The 17925-nt window shown below is 58.6% G+C and carries 14 protein-coding genes and 1 pseudogene; 6 read left to right on the top strand and 9 right to left on the bottom strand.

Annotation, left to right across the window (positions count from 1 at the left end; genetic code table 11):
- The first annotated feature begins 104 nt into the window (after positions 1–104).
- The gene (gene purM / locus IFU29_RS15600; protein ID WP_191934733.1) at positions 105–1145 is read left to right on the top strand and encodes a phosphoribosylformylglycinamidine cyclo-ligase; all 1041 of its coding nucleotides are present in this window, start codon (positions 105–107) and stop codon (positions 1143–1145) included.
- Positions 1142–1780: a phosphoribosylglycinamide formyltransferase gene (gene purN / locus IFU29_RS15595; RefSeq protein ID WP_191934732.1), complete on the top strand. Its 639-nt coding sequence runs from the start codon at positions 1142–1144 to the stop codon at positions 1778–1780. The genes purM and purN overlap by 4 nt, the downstream gene beginning before the upstream one ends.
- 41 nt (positions 1781–1821) lie before the next feature.
- Here the strand turns inward: purN and IFU29_RS15590 are convergent, their stop codons facing one another.
- From IFU29_RS15590 to IFU29_RS15575, 5 genes and pseudogenes are all read right to left on the bottom strand, one after another.
- Positions 1822–3147, bottom strand: a complete 1326-nt coding sequence (locus tag IFU29_RS15590; RefSeq protein WP_191934731.1) for an MFS transporter — start codon at positions 3145–3147, stop codon at positions 1822–1824.
- Complete coding sequence (locus tag IFU29_RS15585) at positions 3144–3779, bottom strand: DUF4286 family protein (protein ID WP_191934730.1); 636 nt, start codon at positions 3777–3779, stop codon at positions 3144–3146. Before IFU29_RS15585 ends, IFU29_RS15590 begins: the two co-directional genes overlap by 4 nt.
- A 2-nt stretch (positions 3780–3781) precedes the next feature.
- Positions 3782–4991 (bottom strand): annotated as a pseudogene (locus IFU29_RS15580) (amidase); the annotation flags it as partial.
- 1 nt (position 4992) lies between these two features.
- The coding region (locus tag IFU29_RS22520; protein ID WP_342214482.1) for a hypothetical protein at positions 4993–5086 on the bottom strand (94 nt) is incomplete at its 3' end.
- 15 nt (positions 5087–5101) lie between these two features.
- Entirely contained in the window at positions 5102–5779 is a 678-nt protein-coding gene (locus IFU29_RS15575; RefSeq protein ID WP_191934728.1) for a DUF2848 domain-containing protein, read from the bottom strand.
- 114 nt (positions 5780–5893) lie between these two features.
- On the opposite strand from IFU29_RS15575, the gene IFU29_RS15570 reads away from it, so the two are divergent.
- Positions 5894–6571 carry a GntR family transcriptional regulator gene (locus tag IFU29_RS15570; protein ID WP_423244846.1) on the top strand — a complete coding sequence of 226 codons (678 nt, stop codon included), beginning with the start codon at positions 5894–5896 and terminating at the stop codon, positions 6569–6571.
- Between the two features lie 21 nt (positions 6572–6592).
- Here the strand turns inward: IFU29_RS15570 and pstB are convergent, their stop codons facing one another.
- Genes pstB through IFU29_RS15555 form a run of 3 tightly spaced genes read right to left on the bottom strand, consistent with a single transcriptional unit; the run spans position 6593 to position 11189 of the window.
- Positions 6593–7369, bottom strand: a complete 777-nt coding sequence (pstB, locus tag IFU29_RS15565; RefSeq protein WP_191934726.1) for a phosphate ABC transporter ATP-binding protein PstB — start codon at positions 7367–7369, stop codon at positions 6593–6595.
- A gap of 14 nt (positions 7370–7383) precedes the next feature.
- Entirely contained in the window at positions 7384–9030 is a 1647-nt protein-coding gene (pstA, locus tag IFU29_RS15560; RefSeq protein WP_191934725.1) for a phosphate ABC transporter permease PstA, read from the bottom strand.
- The gene (locus IFU29_RS15555) at positions 9027–11189 is read right to left on the bottom strand and encodes an ABC transporter permease subunit (protein ID WP_191934724.1); all 2163 of its coding nucleotides are present in this window, start codon (positions 11187–11189) and stop codon (positions 9027–9029) included. Before IFU29_RS15555 ends, pstA begins: the two co-directional genes overlap by 4 nt.
- Positions 11190–11331: 142 nt before the next feature.
- On the opposite strand from IFU29_RS15555, the gene ppk1 reads away from it, so the two are divergent.
- The 3 genes from ppk1 to tehB all read left to right on the top strand — a co-directional run bounded on the left by ppk1 (position 11332) and on the right by tehB (position 15598).
- Positions 11332–13392 carry a polyphosphate kinase 1 gene (gene ppk1 / locus IFU29_RS15550; protein ID WP_191934723.1) on the top strand — a complete coding sequence of 687 codons (2061 nt, stop codon included), beginning with the start codon at positions 11332–11334 and terminating at the stop codon, positions 13390–13392.
- A 5-nt stretch (positions 13393–13397) separates the two neighbouring features.
- A complete protein-coding gene (gene ppx, locus IFU29_RS15545; protein WP_191934722.1) occupies positions 13398–14924 on the top strand; it encodes an exopolyphosphatase in 1527 nt (508 codons plus the stop codon).
- A gap of 68 nt (positions 14925–14992) precedes the next feature.
- Positions 14993–15598 (top strand): tellurite resistance methyltransferase TehB, encoded by a 606-nt coding sequence (gene tehB, locus IFU29_RS15540; protein WP_191934721.1) that lies wholly within the window; start codon positions 14993–14995, stop codon positions 15596–15598.
- Here the strand turns inward: tehB and IFU29_RS15535 are convergent.
- Entirely contained in the window at positions 15588–17834 is a 2247-nt protein-coding gene (locus IFU29_RS15535) for a sensor domain-containing phosphodiesterase (RefSeq protein ID WP_191934720.1), read from the bottom strand. The genes tehB and IFU29_RS15535 overlap by 11 nt on opposite strands.
- Between the last annotated feature and the right edge of the window lie 91 nt (positions 17835–17925).

The following is a 17925-nucleotide window of genomic DNA, read 5'->3' as shown; positions in this document are numbered from 1 at the left end:
CAATAGCGCTTAAGATGGCACTCGCAAACGTTTGCCTGCGCTGTTAGAATTGCCGCGCTTAAAACAGCCACAACACCAACCGCAAAACGCGTGGGGATTCCGCAGTGACCGACAAAACCTCTCTCAGCTATAAAGACGCCGGCGTAGATATTGATGCTGGTAATGCTTTAGTCGACCGTATCAAAGGCGTAGTGAAAAAAACCCGCCGCCCTGAAGTCATGGGTGGACTGGGCGGTTTCGGTGCCCTTTGCGCACTGCCGCAAAAATACCGTGAGCCGATTCTGGTTTCCGGCACTGACGGCGTCGGCACCAAGCTGCGTCTGGCGATGGACCTGAAACGCCATGATACTATCGGTATCGATCTGGTCGCCATGTGCGTCAACGATCTGGTGGTACAGGGTGCAGAACCGCTGTTTTTCCTTGATTATTATGCCACTGGCAAGCTGGATGTTGATACCGCAGCCAGTGTGATCACCGGCATCGCTGAAGGTTGTTCGCAGTCGGGCTGTGCGCTGGTCGGCGGTGAAACCGCTGAGATGCCAGGCATGTACCACGGTGAAGATTACGACGTGGCGGGCTTCTGCGTCGGCGTGGTTGAGAAAGCCGACATTATCGACGGCAGCAAAGTGGCCGATGGTGACGTTCTGATCGCCTTGGGCTCAAGCGGCCCGCACTCTAACGGCTACTCGCTGGTGCGCAAAATTCTGGAAGTCAGTCACACTGACCCGGACACCACCCAGCTGGAAGGGAAGTCGCTTGCTGACCACCTTCTTGCCCCGACCCGCATCTATGTGAAAAACATTCTCAGCCTGATCGAACAGGTCGATGTGCATGCGATTGCCCACCTGACCGGCGGTGGCTTCTGGGAAAATATTCCGCGCGTTCTGCCGGAAAACACCCAGGCCGTACTGTCCGAATCAAGCTGGGAATGGCCAGCCGTATTCGGCTGGATGCAGCAGGCGGGTAACGTCAGCCGTTTTGAAATGTACCGCACCTTTAACTGCGGCGTCGGCATGGTGATCGCGCTCAGTCCGGCAGATGCCGACAGAGCCGTGCAGCTGATGACGGATGCCGGCGAGAAAGCGTGGAAAATCGGCGTGATCAAAGCCTCTGACTCTGACGAGCGTGTGGTTATTAACGCATGAAGCGCATAGTCGTGCTGGTTTCCGGCAATGGAAGCAATTTACAGGCAATCCTGGATGCCTGCCAGCAGGGGCGGATTAACGGCAGCATCGCTGCCGTCTTCAGCAATAAGGCAGAAGCCTTTGGGCTGGTGCGCGCACGCGATGCCGGTATTCCCGCCCATGCCCTGTCTGCCACCCAGTTTGCCGACCGTGAGGCATTTGACCGCCAGCTGATGCTGGAGATCGACGCTTACGCTCCCGACCTGGTGGTGCTGGCCGGGTATATGCGCATTCTCAGCCCGGCGTTTGTGCTGCACTACGCCGGTCGAATGCTGAATATCCACCCTTCGCTGTTACCGAAATACCCGGGGCTGCATACGCATCGTCAGGCTATCGAAAACGGTGACGACGAGCATGGCACCTCGGTGCATTTTGTTACCGAAGAGCTGGACGGTGGCCCGGTGATCCTGCAGGCGAAAGTGCCGGTATTCAGCGATGACAGTGAAGACGATGTCACCGCGCGCGTACAGCATCAGGAACATGCGATTTATCCGCTGGTAGTCGGCTGGTTTATGGCTGGCCGCCTGGCGATGCGCGACGACGCGGCCTGGCTTGATGGCCAGCCGCTGCCGCCTGCCGGACATGCCCTGGACTGACGCCTGACGGGCGGATCCCCTCCGCCCTTCTTTTCCCCGTTTCACGCCAGCGGTTTTTTTGCCGTCTCGCGAGAACAGAAGACCGCAATGGCCGTGATCAACAGCGCCAGCACAATATATAGTGACACCCACAGCGTTCCCCCTGTCTTGCTGAACACCGTCGTGATGATCAGCGGCGCAAAGCCACCCCCCAGGATCCCCGCCAGCGTATAAGCCATGGATGAACCGGCATAGCGTACCCGGCCGGGAAACTGTTCGGTGACAAATGCCGCCTGCGGGCCGTACATCAGGGCATGGATCAGTAAGCCCACCACCACCGCCAGGCAGATCGCCCACGGCTGCGCGCTGTCCAGCAGGGCAAAGAACACAAAGGCCCAAATCATCCCCAGCAGCGTACCTGCCAGATAGACCGGCCGTCGGCCAAAACGATCGGACAGCAGTCCGCACAGCGGAACTGCCAGCGCATTGGCCGCCGCGCCCAGCATCGTCGCACCCAGTGCCAGCGGGCGCGGCAGCTGCAGCACCGTGGTGACGTAGGTCAGCGTAAAGACCACGACCAGCGCGTACAGCACGTCGGAACCAATTCGTGAACCACCGGCGATCAGCAGCGCTTTACGCTGCGTCAGCATCACCTCTTTCAGCGGCCTGTGGCTGGTCTGTTTTTTCTCGGCCAGCGCCCGGAACACGGGCGTTTCATCCACGCCACGGCGCAGCCACAGGCCGAACAGCATCAGGATCAGACTGAGCAGGAACGGGATGCGCCAACCCCACTGCTGAAACTGCTCCGGGCTGACCGACAGGCTGATCAGCGCAATGATCGCCGTACCGCACAGCGTGCCGCAGGAGGGCCCCATCTGCGCGAAGGATCCATTGAGACCGCGCCGATCCTGGCGGCCGTGCTCCATCGACAACAGTACGGCCCCTGCCCACTCTCCCCCCAGCGCGATCCCCTGCAAGAAACGCAGCGCCACCAGCAAGATCGGACTCAGGATCCCCCACTGCGCATATCCCGGCAGCAGCCCCATCAGGGCAGAGGTTCCGCCCATAATCATCAGGGTAGTGACCAGCACAAAGCGGCGGCCCAGCACGTCACCCAGATGCCCGAACAGCATTCCGCCCAGCGGGCGCGAAATATAACCGACTGCATAGGTCGAAAAAGCAAGGATTGTCCCCACCAGCGGATTAAAAGAGGGGAAAAAGATATGGTTAAAGACCAGCGCCGCCATGATGTTGTAAATGGTAAAATCGTACCATTCCAGGGCGGTGCCAATTGAGCTGGCGGCCGCCAGCCGGCCGGTTTTCGCGGAGGAGGTCACGTCCCGTTCAGGAATAACGGTCTGGCTCTGCGGCAGTTCAGACAGGCTCATGATGTCATCTCCTGAGAGGTTAATTGCCAGCTCAGCGTATAAAACTCTGCAGTGCCCTGCAGCGCCGTCGACGCCCGCCGCGCCAGCGCATCTACCGCCGCCTCGCTGCTGGCTTCAATCAGCACCATCTGCTGCAGGCGTCCGGGCAGGCGTGCCTCTTTAGGCAACGGCGTGCTCAGGACCTCATCCGGGCTTAACCGCGCACAGGTGACAAAGCCCGGCAGCGCAGAGAGCGCCTCCCCGACCTGCATCACGTCGTCGGCGGTCACCGGCTGCGCGCACGTCAGCACCGCCAGGTGCGCCCCACTGCCCGCCCCCGTCCGTGCGTCAATACGGCAGACCCGACGGAGCGGATCGATCATCCTTTGCAGATTCGTTACTGACCACGCGGTCTGCCGGGTGAAGGCGGAGTAATAGTCGTCGCGGGTAAAATCGTCGAGACTGTGGGTTTTATACAGTCCAAGATAGCGCCGCCCGGCCTGCCGGGCCCGATAGCGCGTTCCGCTAATAAAACCGCTAATCGCCACGCGCTCGGCGACGTGTTCATTGTCGTACCAGCAGTTAAAATCAGCGTCATCTTCACTGGCGACATTGGTCGCTACAAACAGCATTCCCTGAGGGTGTGATGTCATCTTCAGACTCCTGTTGATTGAGTAAGGGGGCGCAGCGCCTGTTCCACCGCCAGCGCACAGCACATCAGCGCGGTGTCCCGATCCGGCAACGCTGCCAGCATCAGGCCAACCGGCGCGGTTCCTGCCGGATGGCAGGGTAATGAGACGGCACAGCCGTCCAGAAAATTAACCAGCGACGGGTTTCTCAGCAGCGCCGCGTTAACCGCAAAATAGTGCGCCTCATCCTGCTCCAGCTCCGCCACTGTCGGGGCGGTCATCGGTACGGTCGGCATCAGCAGCGCATCATAGCCGGCCATTTCTTCACTAACGCGCTGCTGCCACCCGGCACGCTGCCGGTGCAGCAGGGCGGCATCCTTTGCTGAAATGGCCGCACCACGGCGAATACGTGACAGAACGCGCGGGTCGTAACGGTGTGCCTCTGTGGCGATCGATGACTGATGCCACTGCCAGGCTTCACAGGCGGTCAGCCCTCCGGCGGCATTAATCTGCCCCAGCTCTGCAAATGGCGTCAGCGGCAGCGTGTCAATACGCAGGCCGAGGGATTTCAGCCGCTCAACCGCAGCGTAGAAGGCCTGCGCCACCGCCGTCGTTAAGCCTTCGAGCACCAGGGTTTGCGGCACAGCCAGCCGCAGCCGCTGAAGGTCGGGCATGGCCAGCACCAGGGGCCGGTCCGCCACCACGCCGTCCAGCAAGGCACAGCTGGCCACGTCATGGGCGATAACCCCGACAGAATCCAGCGAGGGCGACAGCGGCTGCAGGCCCTGCATGCTGATACGGCGGGCCGTCGGTTTAAAGCCGGTCAGTCCGCAAAGCGCGGCGGGGATGCGCACCGAACCGCCGGTATCACTGCCGAGGGAGCCGAGGCACATGCCGTCACTGACGGCGACCGCTGCACCGGAGGATGACCCGCCTGGGATCAGCCTGCGCTCACGCTGCCAGCGGTTTGCCGGGGTGCCGTAGTGGGGATTGATGCCGAGGCCGGAATAGGCAAACTCGGTCATATTGGTACTGCCGATGGGCACCGCTCCGGCCTGACGCAGTCGCGCAACGGCGGCGGCATCCTGTTGCGCGGGTGACGCCTGTGCCAGACGCCGCGAACCGCCGCTGGTGCTCTCTCCTGCCACATCGAACAGCGCCTTGACGCTGATCGGGAGGCCATCCAGCGGCCCGCGTGACTGCCCCTGTCGGCGGCGATCATCGGCCTGAGTGGCGNGCGGGTCTTCGGCGGCGGTCAGCGCCTGCTCCGTCAGCGAACGGGCGCTGACCTGCCCCGCTGCCAGCGCGTCTGCCGCCTGTTGTAAGGTCATCGTCATCCCGCCTCCTCAGGCCACCAGCGGCAGCGTCTGGATCTGATACTGATGTTCAATACTGCGCCCGCGCTTTTCATCGACCAGCGCCATGCGAAACTGACGTGCGGGGCGTATTCCGCCGAGCGCACTCAGCGTGCCGCAGCTCATGCCCAGGCCCTCTGGCAGTTCCCGGCCCCCGGCGTAGCGGGTGAGCAGGTCGTCCGGCGTGCGCAGTTCCGCCAGGTAACCCTGTTGATAAAGCGTCCAGTCGGCCCCCTCTTTGACCCACGACTGCAGCAGCAGATTGTCCCAGTCGTCAGCCACCTCACTCAGTCGCCAGGCATCGCGGGCCAGCGGCTTGGCACAGACCTGTTTGGCCAGCGCCACGCTGTGCGTTTCAAGCTGGCGGTCGGTATGATCGGAGGAGAGCGTCAGCCAGCTCTCTCCCTGCCAGCGAAAGAGGAAGGGTTCGGCCTCTCCCGAGCTCTGTTCGCCCAGCACCTCAATATGGTTCTGCTGGGTGAGCAGCGTCGCACTGGCACGATAAAACAGCGGCACTGCACCCGGTGCGGGCACCCCCAGCGCCTCCAGCTCACGGATGTGTGCCAGCACGGCCTGGCTATCCCTTCCGGCCCAACCTGCAATAACCAGTTGATTAATAGTGATATCAGTCTGCCCTTCTGCCACCGGACCCAGTGAAAATTGCAACATAACTGCTCCTTTTGATTAACTAAAATACCTGTGAAATTTCACTATAATTTAAAAAGTGCAATTGTCATGCCGAAATGTGTGTAAAATGTGGGCAAGGTCAAAATGAAGAAAGGAATGCTGATGAGCGATACGGTACAGATCCCGGCAGGAGATCGGGCTATCTCACTGAATGAACTGGCTTATCTCCGTTTTCGTCAGGCACTGATCACCCTGGAATATAAACCGGGGGATTATCTGAACATGGCGCAGGTGATGGCGGATCTTGAGGTCGGACGCACCCCGGTGAATCAGGCGGTGCACCGTCTTGCGGCAGAGGGACTGTTGCAGGTCCTGCCGCGCAAGGGGGTGATGGTCGCGCCGCTGTCCGTCGACGATGCGCTGGAGCTGATTGAGGTGCGTCTGGTGAATGAGCAGCTCTGTGTCCGCCTGGCCGCAGCGCGTATTTCTGCCGCCCAGGTCGGCCAGCTGCGGGAGATCAACGCGCGCCTTGCTGAGGCCAGCCAGCAGCGCGATCCGCTGACGATGATGGCCTGCGATAACCAGTTTCACCATCTGCTGGCGGCCATTGCCGCCAACCGTCGTCTGATGGATATTCTCAGTATCATCCACGCTCAGGCCCAGCGTTTCTGGGCGACAACGCTTTCGGATGCCGGGCATATGGAAGAGGTAATTGCCGAGCACAACGCGATTATTGATGCGCTGGCGGCCGGGGATCTCAGCGCGGCCGGGCGGGCGACAGAGCACCATATACTCTCGTTCAAACGCGCTCTGCTGGCGGGCAGTGCCCGCTAGCCCGCCGCTTATCTGATGGTGTCAGCCGTAGCGACCGGTAATATAATCTTCAGTTCGGCGCTGGCGCGGTGAGGTAAACAGGGCATCGGTGAGGCCAAACTCCACCACGCTACCCTGATGCATAAAGGCGGTATAATCCGACACACGGGCCGCCTGCTGCATATTGTGAGTGACCAGAATCAGGGTGAAATGCTGCTTGAGCGAGGTCATCAGCTCTTCGATCACCAGCGTTGAGATGGGATCCAGCGCCGACGTTGGCTCGTCCAGCAGCAGGATTTCGGGTTCAATGGCAATGGCCCTGGCGATCACCAGACGCTGCTGCTGTCCGCTCGACAGCGTCAGGGCGTTCTGCCAGAGATTATCTTTCACCTCCGGCCACAGCGCCGCAGCGCGCAGCGCGCGCTCCACCGCTTCATCCAGCACGCGCCTGTCGCGCACGCCCATCAACCTCAGACCGTAGACGACGTTATCGTAGATCGTTTTAGGAAACGGATTCGGCCGCTGAAACACCATGCCCACGCGGCGACGCAGCGCAGAGAGATCCCGATCGGGGCCGAGGATCGACTGCTGCTGCAGGCGAATATCGCCGGTGATGCGGCAGCCATCAATCAAATCATTCATGCGGTTAAAGCAGCGTAACAGCGTCGACTTACCGCAGCCGGACGGCCCGATGAGCGCCGTAATACGATTTTTCGGCACCCGCAGGCTGATGGCATTGAGTGCCAGTTTATCGCCGTACCACAGGCAGAGATTATCCAGTTCCAGCGCGGTATCGTTATCATCAAAGTTCACAGTCATAACGGAATTCCGTGTTAATGCGTCAGGGCACGATAGCGTTCGCGCAGACGATGGCGAAGGATCATGGCCATCAGATTCAACCCCAGGATCAGCAGCACCAACAGCAGCGCGGTGGCAAAGACCAGCGGGCGATCGGCTTCAGCATTAGGGCTCTGGAAGGCCAGATCGTAAATCTGAAAACCAAGGTGCATAAATTTGCGATCGAGGTGCAAATAGGGGAACAGCGAATCAATCGGCAGTTCCGGCACCATTTTCACCACCCCCACCAGCATCAGCGGTGCCGTTTCTCCGGCGGCGCGGGCAACGGCGAGGATCAGCCCGGTTAACATCGCCGGCATCGCCTGCGGCAGGATCACATGCCACAGCGTTTCTGCCTGCGTGGCCCCCAGCGCCAGCGACCCCTGGCGTAAGGTCACAGGGATGCGTGACAGCCCCTCTTCAGTGGCCACAATCACCACCGGTAGCGTCAGCAGAGCCAGCGTGAGCGATGCCCACAGCAGCCCCGGCGTGCCAAAGGTCGGATTCGGCAGTGTACTGGCGAACAGCAGACGGTCAAGGCTGCCCCCCATAAACCAGACAAAGAACCCCAGGCCAAAGACGCCATAAACGATCGATGGGACCCCCGCCAGATTGACCACGGCAATCCGCACCAGCCGGGTCAGCAAGTTGCGCCCGGCGTATTCATGCAGCCAGATAGCGGCAATCACCCCCAGCGGCATCACCACGATCGACATCAACAACACCATCAGCACCGTACCAAAGATGGCCGGGAATATTCCGCCCTCTCCCTGACTGCCAGCGGATGAATCACTGACAAAGTGCCACAGCTGGCTGCCAAAATGACGCCATTTCATTCCGGTAGTCATCGCATTGGGCTGCCAGGCAGCCACAATCTGCGCCAGCGATATCTGATGCTGAACGCCGCTGGCATCCCGCAGTAGCAGTACGGTACTGTCACTTTCCCGGTGCAACGTGGCCAGCCTGGTGGCCTGACGGGCAAACTGGCGCTGCAGCTCGGCACGATCGGCCAGATAAACCGACTGGGCTTCCGGAGTATAGGTCTGTTCATTACGCTGATGCTGCCGCTGCTGTTCCAGCGCCTCCAGCTGGGCATTCAACCGGGCCATATTTTTCCGCCGCAGCTTTTCCGCCTCGTCGATACGCTGACGCGTCTGGATCAGCCGCTGCTGCAATGTCTGGCCGAGGTCCTGTGCCGTGAGCGGATGGCGATCTTCACGCAGCCCGTCAAACCAGCCGTAGGCATTGCCGCCGGTGCGCCGTTGCAAAACAATCACCTGAGGCGGTATTTCCCGCGAAACAACATCGCTGGAGAGAAACGAGCGGAAGTCCGAGCCGCTAAAATCACGGTTGCCGGTTTTGATCAGATAACGCGTGACGCTGGCCGGCAGGTTTTGCCCGTGGTGCTGGCCGCTGGCCATCAGCTGCTGCCGTGACACGGTCTGCTGCTGGGTCACTTCACCCAGCATCTGTACCTGACCGTCGGGCGTATTCAGGGTGAACAGTTCCAGCGGCTGCGGCCAGAAATAGCGCAGCCCCTGCCAGGCCAGCAGCGCGATCAGCAGGAAAAAAGCCAGCAGGCTGACCGCAACGGCTCCGCCGGTCAGCCAGCGCCAGCGGTGATTATTACGCTGTGCCTTCATCCTGGCATCTCCTGCTGGCTGTAACGCTGCCGCAGCCGCTGCCGCACCATTTCGGCCAGGGTATTCACCACCAGGGTAAACACCAGCAGCACCAGCGCGGATAAGAACAGCACGCGATAGTGCGCACTGCCTGCGGCAGCCTCCGGCATTTCTACCGCCACGTTGGCGGCCAGCGAACGCAGGCCTTCAAACAGGCCGCCATCGGTGACCGGTGTGTTCCCGGTCGCCATCAGTACGATCATCGTTTCCCCTATCGCCCGGCCAAAGCCGATCATCAGCGCGGCAAATATCCCCGAGGAGGCCCCCGGCAGTACCACCCGCGTCAGGGTCTGCCACGGCGTTGCCCCCAGCGCCAGCGACCCCTGCCCCAGTGACGCCGGTACGCTGAAGATGGCATCTTCTGCCAGGGTGAAAATCAGGGGGACCAGCGCAAAGCCCATCGCCACGCCCGCCACCAGCAGGTTGCGTTGCTGATAGTCGGCGCTGAAGCGCTCAGCAAGCCCCCCGTCCCACAGCGCCTGCTCTGCCAGCGGGATCGCCCACAGAGAGAAAAGCGCCGTCAGCAGCAGCACGGGCAGCAGCAGCATCACCTCCCGTCCTTCGGCAAGCCAGCGCTGTCGCCAGCGGGACGGCAGTTTCTGCATCAGCCAGCCGCACAGTAACAGCACGGCGGCCAGCAGGAGGGGTAACAGGAGAACCCCCAGCAGGCGGTCGGCAATTTTAGGTGCCAGCCACAGACCGGCAATCAGGCCAATCACGACACTCGGCAGTGCCCCCATCATTTCAATCGCCGGTTTCACCCAGCGTCGCAGTGCCGGTGCCATAAACCAGGCCGTATACATCGCCGCTGCCAGTGCCAGCGGGGTGGCAAACAGCATGGCCAGACCGGCTGCTTTCAGTGTCCCCACCACCATCGGTACCAGGCTGAACTTCCCCTGGTAGTAATCATTAGCCGAGGTCGACTGCCAGACATAGTCCGGCTCCGGGTAGTTTTCATACCAGACTTTCTGCCACAGATTACGCCAGCTGAGATCCGGCCAGGGGTTCGTCAGATGATAGTGCTGCCAGCGTCCGGCGCGCTCAACCAGTAAGCCATCCCCCTCAGGAGAGAACTGGGCCCGTTCAGCTCCCGGCGCAATCCGCTGGCTGAGAATCGCCCCATCCTGCTTGCTGGCGTAAAGATTGAGTTCACCCTGCGGATCCAGGGTGGCAAAGACACGGCGGTGAGGTTCGGTGAACAACAGCGGCTGCCAGGTCGCCCCGGCAAACTGGCGAATATGACGCAGATGCGGGCCGCTGACGCTGGCAATATCAAACCACTGGGCGATCCCGTGACTGTCGGCGATCAGCAGCGAGTTTCCCCCGCTCAGCAACGCCATGCTTTTGGGTGCCTCGGCCAGCATCAGGGAGTCACGCAGCCGGGGCTCGCCGCTGCCTAACGTCCAGACGCGCAGCTGTGCCCCGGAAAGCGCAAATAAAAGATGTCCGTCGGGAGAAAGCAGAAGATGGTCAACATCCGGCACGTTCAGCCGGTAGTTTTGTGCTGGCTGCTGTGCCTGTAGCTGCCATAGAGTAATCGTATCGGCCGAGGCCAGCGCCACCTGCCAGCGATTTTCACCACTCTGCGCCAGGCTGAAATGGCGCACGCCGTCCTCGCCGGTAGCCAGCGGCACATCGCCGAGGGGAAATTTCCAGCGTGGCTCCTCGCCAGCCGGAAAATCCGGTTGTACCAGCACCATCGCCCCGCCGCCGGACAGCAGCATCACGCTGCTGTTATCGGCGCTGGCGCTGGCACGCACCTCACCGACCTCACGCAACAGCGCAAACTCAGCGGAAGGGGGTTGAGCATTCAGGGGGATAAAGCGTCCGCGCCCCTGTTGATCAATACGCCAGCCCCACTGCTGCGGCTTGTCCATGCCCATCGCCACCGCCGGGCTGCTCTGCCCGAGTTTTATCTCGTTCCCTGCCTGCAGGCCCGGGCTGACGAAGAGTGGGACGACTACCCAAATCAGCCAGAAAAACAGCAGCATCATGACCAGCAGGATCGCCACGCCACACGCCGTTACCACGCGTCGCGTCAGCCGATCGACCATGCGGCGGCGCCCGGCGTTATCGTGGACAGGGATTGGGCGGTCAGTCATATCAGAGTGGGTTTCCATTGTGCGTCGAAGCCGCTATGTTGCCCGTATGTGATTAATAAGACAATCAACAATCACGAGCGTTGGACAATGCTGCCATACTCTCGCCATAATGTTTCAGAACAATGGATACCTTCATCCTGAATCAGACAACGGAGTAAAAATGGGTCAGGAAAAGCTGTATATAGAGAAAGAGTTAAGTTGGTTATCCTTTAATGAACGCGTCTTGCAGGAAGCGGCAGATAAAACTAACCCGCTAATCGAGCGTATGCGCTTTCTAGGTATCTACTCCAATAACCTGGAGGAGTTCTACAAAGTTCGCTTTGCCGACCTCAAGCGTCGTATTCTGATCGGTGAAGAACAGGGCTCCCCCAATCCGCCGCGTCACCTGCTGAAAAAAATTCAGGCCAGGGTACTAAAAGCCGATCAGGAGTTCGACAGCCTTTACAACGACCTGCTGCTGGAGATGGCGCGTAATCAGATCTTCCTGATTAACGAACGCCAGCTGTCACCCAACCAGCAGAGCTGGCTGCGCCACTATTTCAAACATCATCTGCGCCAGCACATCACGCCAATTCTGATCAATCATGACACCGATCTGATCGAGTTCCTGAAAGACGATTATACCTATCTGGCCGTGGAGATTATTCGCGGTAACGACATTCGTTACGCGCTGCTGGAAATCCCGTCCGATAAAGTCCCGCGTTTCGTTAACCTGCCGCCGGAGACGCCGCGCCGCAGAAAACCGATGATCCTGCTGGATAACATCCTGCGTTACTGCCTGGGAGACATCTTCCGGGGGTTCTTCGATTACGATGCGCTGAATGCCTATTCAATGAAAATGACGCGGGATGCGGAGTATGACCTGGTCACAGAGATGGAATCCAGCCTGCTGGAGCTGATGTCCTCCAGTCTGAAGCAGCGCCTGAACGCCGAACCGGTGCGCTTTGTTTATCAGCGCGATATGCCCGATGCGATGGTGGAGCTGCTGCGTAACAAGCTGAATATCTCGAACTATGACTCGATTGTGCCCGGCGGCCGCTACCATAACTTTAAAGACTTTATTGGCTTCCCGAACGTCGGTAAGGCCAACCTGGTCAATAAACCGCTGCCACAGCTGCGCCACATCTGGTTTGATCGGTTCCGCAATGGTTTTGACGCGATCCGTAATCGTGACGTCCTGCTGTACTATCCCTATCACACCTTCGAGCACGTGCTGGAGCTGCTGCGTCAGGCTTCCTTTGATCCGGCGGTGCTGGCGATAAAAATCAATATTTACCGCGTGGCCAAGAATTCACGCATTATTGATGCGATGATCCATGCGGCCTACAACGGCAAAAAAGTAACGGTGGTGGTAGAGCTGCAGGCCCGCTTTGACGAAGAGGCGAATATCCACTGGGCTAAGCGGCTGACTGAGGCCGGGGTACACGTTATCTTCTCCGCCCCCGGGCTGAAGATCCACGCCAAGCTGTTCCTGATCTCTCGTCGTGAAAACGGTGAAATTGCCCGCTATGCGCATATTGGTACCGGTAATTTTAATGAAAAAACCGCCCGTATTTACACCGACTACTCCCTGCTGACGGCGGATGCGCGTATTACTAATGAAGTGCGCCGGGTGTTTAACTTTATCGAAAACCCGTATCGTCCGGTGAGCTTTGAGCATCTGATGGTGTCCCCGCAGAACTCACGCAAAATGCTGTATCAGCTGATTGATGCTGAAATTGCTAATGCCCAGAAGGGGATCCCGGCCGGTATCACCCTGAAGATTAATAACCTGGTGGATAAAGGCCTGGTGGATCGTCTTTATACTGCCTCCAGCGTGGGCGTGAAGGTTAACCTGCTGGTGCGCGGCATGTGCTCGCTGATCCCGGATCTGGAAGGGATTAGCGAAAATATACGCGTGATCAGTATCATCGATCGCTACCTGGAGCATGATCGGGTCTACATTTTTGATAATGGCGGCGACAAAAAGGTCTTCCTCTCTTCTGCGGACTGGATGACGCGCAACATTGATTATCGTATCGAAGTCGCGGTTTCCATCCTTGACCCTATTCTGAAACAGCGTGTGCTGGATATTATTGCCATCCTGTTAAGTGATACGCTGAAGGCACGTTTCGTCGATAAAGAGTTAAGCAATCGGTATGTTCCTCGCGGTAACCGTCGCAAGGTTCGGGCCCAGCTGGCAATTTACGATTACATTAAATCTCTTGAGCAACCTGACTAATCACTATGCCAATTTCCCATAAAAGTACGCCCAAACCGCAGGAATTCGCTGCCATTGACCTGGGTTCGAACAGTTTTCACATGGTGATTGCCCGCGTAGTTGACGGGGCGATGCAGGTGCTCGGCCGCCTGAAACAGCGTGTGCACCTGGCCGACGGGCTGGACAACAACAATATACTGAGTGAAGACGCTATCGAACGGGGGCTGAGTTGTCTGGCGCTGTTCGCCGAGCGTCTACAGGGTTTCAGCCCGGCCAATGTCACCATTGTCGGCACACACACTCTGCGCCAGGCGATCAATGCAGAAGATTTTCTGCAGCGCGCCGCCGATGTGATTCCCTATCCGATTGAAGTCATTTCCGGCCATGAAGAAGCCCGCCTGATCTTTATGGGCGTGGAACACACCCAGCCGGAAAAAGGCCGTAAGCTGGTCATTGATATCGGTGGGGGGTCGACGGAACTGGTCATCGGTGAGGATTTTGAACCCAGGCTGGTAGAAAGCCGCCGCATGGGCTGCGTGAGCTTTGCTAACCTCTATTTCCCCGGCGGCGTCATCAGCAAAGAGAACTTCAACCGGGCCCGCCTGGCCGCCGTGCAAAAACTGGAAACGCTGGCCTGGCAGTACCGCCTGATGGGCTGGCAGTTTGCTCTCGGTGCCTCCGGCACCATTAAGGCCGCCTGTGAAGTGCTGCAGGCGATGGGTGAGAAGGATAAACTGATCACCCCGGAGCGCCTGGACAGGCTTTATAACGAGGTGATCCGCCACAAATCTTTCGATGCGCTGAGCCTGCCCGGCCTGTCTGATGAGCGTAAAGGCGTGTTCGTTCCCGGCCTGGCCATCCTGTGCGGCGTGTTTGATGCCCTGGCCATTCGTGAACTGCGCCTGTCCGACGGTGCGCTGCGTGAAGGCGTGCTGTACGAGATGGAAGGCCGCTTCCGTCATCAGGACATCCGCAGCCGGACCGCACAAAGCCTGGCTAACCATTACGCCATCGACAGCGATCAGGCTCGCCGCGTACTGGAAACCACCGTTGAGCTTTACGAACAGTGGCGCGACCAGAATACCCGCCAGGCCAATCCGCAGCTCGCCGCGCTGTTGAAATGGGCGGCCATGCTGCATGAGGTGGGGCTGACCATTAATCACAGCGGGATGCAGCGGCACTCAGCCTATATCCTGCAGAACACCAACCTGCCCGGATTTAATCAGGATCAACAAACGCTGCTCGCCACGCTGGTACGCTACCACCGCAAAGCCGTGAAAGTGGAGGATATGCCGCGCCTGACCCTGTTTAAACGTAAGCAGTTCCTGCCGCTGGTCTTTTTACTGCGTCTGGGCGCGTTACTGAATAATCAGCGCCAGGCCACGACCAAACCGACCGCGCTTCAGCTGCAAACCGATGAGGGCAACTGGACGCTGACCTTCCCGCGGGACTACTTCAGTCAGAACAACCTGGTTCAGCTGGATTTGGAACGTGAGCAGACATACTGGAAGGATGTCACCGGCTGGCAGTTAACCATTCAGGAAGAACCGTGATCCGCGCGGAATAACCGCTAACAGGGCCGATCGCCGCACCGGATCGGCCCCCTACAGAACTGACAACGATGACACAACACACAGACACCTATTTCACTGAGAAATATCAACTCACCGCCCCCCATTCCGAGGTTGTGGAAGCGATGACCTACCTGGACGGAGGACGAGCGCTGGATGTCGGCTGCGGCAGCGGCCGCAATTCCCTGTTTCTTAATAGCAAAGGCTTTGACGTCACCGCCTGGGATAAGAACCCGAACAGCCTGTCACGGCTTAACCAGATTATTGCAGCAGAAAACCTGAGCGGCATTCATACCGCAGAACAGGATCTGAACACCCTGCGCTTTAACGGTGCCTATGAACTGGTTCTGTCGACTGTGGTAATGATGTTCCTGCAGCCGGAAACGATCCCACAGCTGATTGCCGATATGCAGGCCAGCACCGTCAGGGACGGATACAATCTGATCGTCGCCGCCATGGATACACCGGACTACCCCTGCAATCAGGGGTTCCCGTTTGCCTTCCGGTCGGGTGAACTGAGCGACTATTATCGTAAATGGCATATCGTCAAGTACAACGAAAACGTCGGTCAGTTGCACCGGGTCGATGAAAACGGTCAGCGGATTGCGTTACGTTTCGCCACGCTGCTTGCCCGCAAGGCCAGCATCAAAGCCTGACCGTTTTGCTGGCCCCTGCCTGTACAGCGGCCAGCTCCGTCAGGGGAACGGGCGCACCCGTCACTGCTCCCTGCAGATAATCCACCCCCATTTTACGCAGCGCCTCGGCGTTCTCTTCAGAATCAACGCATTCCGCCACAATCTGCATGCGCTTCAGGCGGGCAACGACACAAATCGACTCGATAATCTGATAATCCAGACTGTTACTCAGCATATTGCGCACAAAGCTGCCGTCGATTTTCAGCATATCCACCTGCACCAGCTTCAGGCGGGAATAGCTGGCATAGCCGGTACCAAAATCGTCGATCGCCACCCGGCAGCCCAGATTACGCAGCTGCGCTATCGAACGGTTACCCCAGCTGTGGTCAGTCAGCATCGGTGACTCTTCCACTTCAATAATCAGCTGCCACGGTTCGATGCCGTTGACCTTCAGGCGTGAAGCGATTTCCTCCACAAACTGCGGCCGGCAGAGCGTCGCCGCAAACAGGTTCACGGCCAGCCGGATACCCGGAAGCTGTTCGCTGTGGCGCTGCATAAAGGCCAGCGACTGATCCAGCATCAGGCTGTCAACTTCCCACGTCAGGCCAAACTCATGCACCACGGGTAAGAAACTTTGTGGTTTTAACGGATCACCCTGCGCGTTTACCATGCGCAGCAGAATTTCATAATAGTCGTCACCGCGCACGCCACGGATCTTTTGCGCCATCAGACGAACCCCTCCCTGGCGCAGCGCCCACTGGATGTCATGCAGCATCGCCAGTTTCCCGGTGATCTGCTGCTGTGCCGGAACGTTGCTTTTCTGCTGCATATTTTCCGCGTGTCCGCTCTGCAGGGATATTTCCGCCATGGCGCTCATCTCGCCCAGCAGTTCATACAGGTACTGCACGGGGGGCGTCACCGTACAGTAGCTGATCCCGACATCAGGATGGATGGGCAGGCCGTCCCAGCTTAACTGATAATCTTTCAGGCGGGCCTCCAGCCGTTCTATCCGCTGCTGGTGTCCGCTCATTTCCAGCCGCAGGACCAGGTCGAAGCCCGGCAGCTGGTAGATATCCTCGCCCGCCAGCATGCAGGGCTGGAGATGCACGGCCAGGCTGCGCTTATATTGAATACGCAACTGCAGGCCGTAGGTCCGGCTCAGTCGGTCGAGGTCAGGGATGCGCAGAAAGCACAGTGCCGAGCCGGAACCGATCGCGAGATCCTTGCTTAACGCGCGCAGATTGGGCAGGCCGATCACCGGGTCGGTCAGCGCCAGCTCGCGGGCTTTAGCCAGCAGACGGCGCTGCCGGGAGCTGATAGCAGACATCAGCAAAATCGTCAGCGTAAATACCAGCAGGTTCGCCGAGACCACGGCCAGATCGTGGGGTTCAACCGCAGGGTGCATAAAGCGGTCATGGAGCTGGTAAAGCACGACCAGCAGCCCCCCCCAGGAAAGTGAGGTAAACAGATAACCAAAGCGTAACGCGCTCCAGAGCATCAGCGGCAATAAAAAAGGAATGCCGTACTCAGTGGTCAGCAGGTTATCTGGCGTATGCCTGAACTGCGTCAGCATGGTGATGGACATCAATAACAGCGCCACCCAGCACAGCCATTCCCGCACCGTTGCCGTAGGGGAAAACTCCTGTTTACACCGCGCTTTTAATATTAAATAGAAACGAGGATGACGCAGAGTGCGTATTGAGAAGTAGAACAACTGCACCATGGCGAGGGAAGAGAGCAGTGTGGACTGATAGTTGAGTAAGGTCTGCAGCGAAAAAGACTGACGGACAAAGATGGAATTTATTTCAGGCAAAATAGCCAGCGGCACCATGGCCTGGAAGAGCAGCGTAAACAGCGTAGGCACGGCAAATGCCAGCCAGAACAGCCGCGTCCCTACCTGCTTCAGGTCGCCAAAACTGATGCTCCAGCGGCTTCTTGTCTGGCTGCGATAGCCTGCCCAGCATATCATCAGCGTCGCCATAAATATGGCGATGATAATGATAGCCTGCGGCACGCTGTAGCTGGAAAAATTGTGCCAGCACAGCGCGGCAAAAATGCCGGGGAAAGCCGCCCAGTCAAACACCATCAGCATGGCGATCATCATCGCCAGCGGCAGGTAGATCAGATACACATAGCCGTCTGGCAACCATAGTCGTACTGATAGCGAGGAAGCCAGCGGCATCAGCAACATCCCCAGCAGGAATGGCAGCCCCCACCAGCGGTGGTTAAAGAGTGTCAGCAACGCCGATTTTTTCATTGAATTATTGTTTTGTTTAATATTAATTTGCAGGTTTATTCTTAGATGATCAGCGACTGCGTTGCTTATCAATTAAAAGGCTTTTAAAAAG

Origin of the sequence: Erwinia persicina, from assembly GCF_014838825.1 — a bacterium.
GTDB lineage: Bacteria > Pseudomonadota > Gammaproteobacteria > Enterobacterales > Enterobacteriaceae > Erwinia > Erwinia persicina_A.
The sequence above is the reverse complement of the archived record's forward strand: the minus strand, read 5'-3'. Positions and strand labels throughout refer to the sequence as shown.

Coding starts and splice junctions, on each gene's coding strand:
- ppx (WP_191934722.1), top strand. CDS start 13,398: ATGCCAATTTCCCATAAAAGTACGCCCAAACCGCAGGAATTCGCTGCC.
- tehB (WP_191934721.1), top strand. CDS start 14,993: ATGACACAACACACAGACACCTATTTCACTGAGAAATATCAACTCACC.
- IFU29_RS15585 (WP_191934730.1), bottom strand. CDS start 3,779: ATGACATCACACCCTCAGGGAATGCTGTTTGTAGCGACCAATGTCGCC.
- IFU29_RS15535 (WP_191934720.1), bottom strand. CDS start 17,834: ATGAAAAAATCGGCGTTGCTGACACTCTTTAACCACCGCTGGTGGGGG.
- IFU29_RS15555 (WP_191934724.1), bottom strand. CDS start 11,189: ATGGAAACCCACTCTGATATGACTGACCGCCCAATCCCTGTCCACGAT.
- IFU29_RS15570 (WP_423244846.1), top strand. CDS start 5,894: ATGCTGATGAGCGATACGGTACAGATCCCGGCAGGAGATCGGGCTATC.
- ppk1 (WP_191934723.1), top strand. CDS start 11,332: ATGGGTCAGGAAAAGCTGTATATAGAGAAAGAGTTAAGTTGGTTATCC.
- pstA (WP_191934725.1), bottom strand. CDS start 9,030: ATGAAGGCACAGCGTAATAATCACCGCTGGCGCTGGCTGACCGGCGGA.
- purN (WP_191934732.1), top strand. CDS start 1,142: ATGAAGCGCATAGTCGTGCTGGTTTCCGGCAATGGAAGCAATTTACAG.
- IFU29_RS15590 (WP_191934731.1), bottom strand. CDS start 3,147: ATGAGCCTGTCTGAACTGCCGCAGAGCCAGACCGTTATTCCTGAACGG.
- IFU29_RS15575 (WP_191934728.1), bottom strand. CDS start 5,779: ATGTTGCAATTTTCACTGGGTCCGGTGGCAGAAGGGCAGACTGATATC.
- pstB (WP_191934726.1), bottom strand. CDS start 7,369: ATGACTGTGAACTTTGATGATAACGATACCGCGCTGGAACTGGATAAT.